The sequence below is a fragment of the Protofrankia sp. Cr1 genome (assembly GCF_963555865.1).
Lineage (GTDB): Bacteria > Actinomycetota > Actinomycetes > Frankiales > Frankiaceae > Protofrankia.
Map to the genome: position 1 here is coordinate 1 of NZ_CAUVXO010000052.1, position 1,853 is coordinate 1,853.

A 1,853-nucleotide genomic window follows, 5' to 3' on the forward strand; every position below is an offset into this window, starting at 1 on the left:
CTACTTCGCCCGGCGCGAGGCTGTCGACCGCAACGGCTGCCGGCGTGGCTGCGGGATCCGGTTGCTGCGGTTTCGCAGCCAGGATTCGCTTTGCTCCGCGACGACCTTGCCAGGCGATGTTGAAAAGACTAGTAAAAATCCAGCCGCCGGATCCGACCGGCAATAGGGGGCGCGGCGTCGCGGGGCTGGGGCACGGACCTCGCCGCGTTGTCGTCGGTCGACACCCAACACCTCCGGTGCCTCCCTCCTCCGCCTCGCGGTCTACGTGCCCCATCCCCGCTCCTTGATCCACACCCCTATTGCCGGGCGCTCTTAGCAGGTAATAAAATGCTGCGGTGCGTGCTGGCAACGGCGCTTGAAGCCGGCGATCTCGAAGCCGAGGCTCGCGTGTTGATGCAGCTATGGTGATCTTGATTGGGAGGGGCGTCGGGCGACCATGGCGGTGGATCCCCGTATGTGCGCGCTGGACTCTCTGCATGGTTTGGGGCTCGGGGATGCGTTGGGTTCCCAGTTTTTTTATCGCCACAACTACCACGCGCTGTATGAGCGGCGGGTGCCGCCGGGTCCCTGGTCGTGGACTGACGACACGGAGATGGCGTGCTCGATCTATGCGGTGCTATGCCGGTTCCGGAGTATCGATCAGGATGCCTTGGCGGCTAGCTTCGCTGAGCGCTACGACTCCGCTCGGAAATACGGGACGGCGATGAACCGGCTGCTGCGTCAGGTCCGCGAGGGTGGAGCGTGGCGTGAGTTGGCCGGTGGGTTGTTCGGTGGTCAGGGATCGTGGGGCAACGGTGCTGCGATGCGGGTGGCGCCTCTTGGTGGATGGTTCGCGGAGGATCCGGGGGAGGCAGCCAGGCAGGCGATGGTGTCGGCGGCGGTCACCCACACCCATCCCGAAGCTGTGGCTGGAGCGGTTGCGGTCGCGGTGGCGGCCGCTCTTGCCGCCGGCTCCGGTCGGCTGACGCCCCGCGCCTTTCTTGACGCGGTCGGTCAGCTGACTCCGTCGGGTCGGGTGCACGGCGGCATAGGGGTGGCTTGTGACCTTGTGGATATTCCGTCGGTTGCGGTTGCGGTTGAGCAGCTCGGTAACGGGCGCAATATCAGCGCACTGGACACGGTGCCGTTCGCCCTGTGGGCTGCGGCCCGCAATCTGGACGACTATGAGGAGGCTATCTGGACCACCGCAAGCGCCGGTGGCGATGTTGACACAACCTGCGCCATCGTCGGAGGAATCGTGGCCGCTCGTGTCGGCCGGCAGGGTCTTCCCGCCGCCTGGCGGTCGGCATGCGAGCCCCTGCCTGCATGGGTTGATTCAGAGAAATAGGCTCGGCTCGAGGCGTCCGGGCGGCGCCTCGCCGTGCCGTCGGCCGCTACTCAACATCTCCGGCGTATCTCCCCGCGGCCCTATGATCCATCTAACTGGACTCGGGTGATGATGTCGATCCGTACAGTGACAGGAGTGATGGGTTCTGGGCATTCGATCGGCTGGTGGCCGACAATTTCGGCGAAGACTCTGCGCCATGGCGGTTTGGCTGTCAGTGTTGGATGACATCCGGTTCGCCCGGCGCGAGACCATCGACCGCCATGGCTGCCGGTGTGGGTGCGAAATCCGGTGGCTGCGCCTTCGAGCGACCGGCAATAGGGACGCGGCGTCGCGGGGTTGGGGCACGCATCTCGCGTCGTTGTCGTCGGTCGACACCCACAACCAGGGTGCCTCCTTCCTCCGCCTTGCGATCTACGCACCCCAGCCCCGCTCCTTGATCCACGTCCCTATTGCCGGGCGCTCTTGGCGGTATCATCTGACCGTTGCGATTTGATCATGGCAGTCTGATCGCTGCCTGCGGCGGGGC

The 1,853-nt window shown here is 65.5% G+C and carries 1 protein-coding gene; it reads left to right on the top strand.

Features of this window, described 5'->3' with window-relative positions:
* Positions 1 to 454: 454 nt before the first annotated feature.
* Positions 455 to 1,327 carry an ADP-ribosylglycohydrolase family protein gene (locus U9980_RS07245; RefSeq protein WP_322767226.1) on the top strand — a complete coding sequence of 291 codons (873 nt, stop codon included), beginning with the start codon at positions 455 to 457 and terminating at the stop codon, positions 1,325 to 1,327.
* The last annotated feature ends 526 nt before the right edge of the window (positions 1,328 to 1,853 follow it).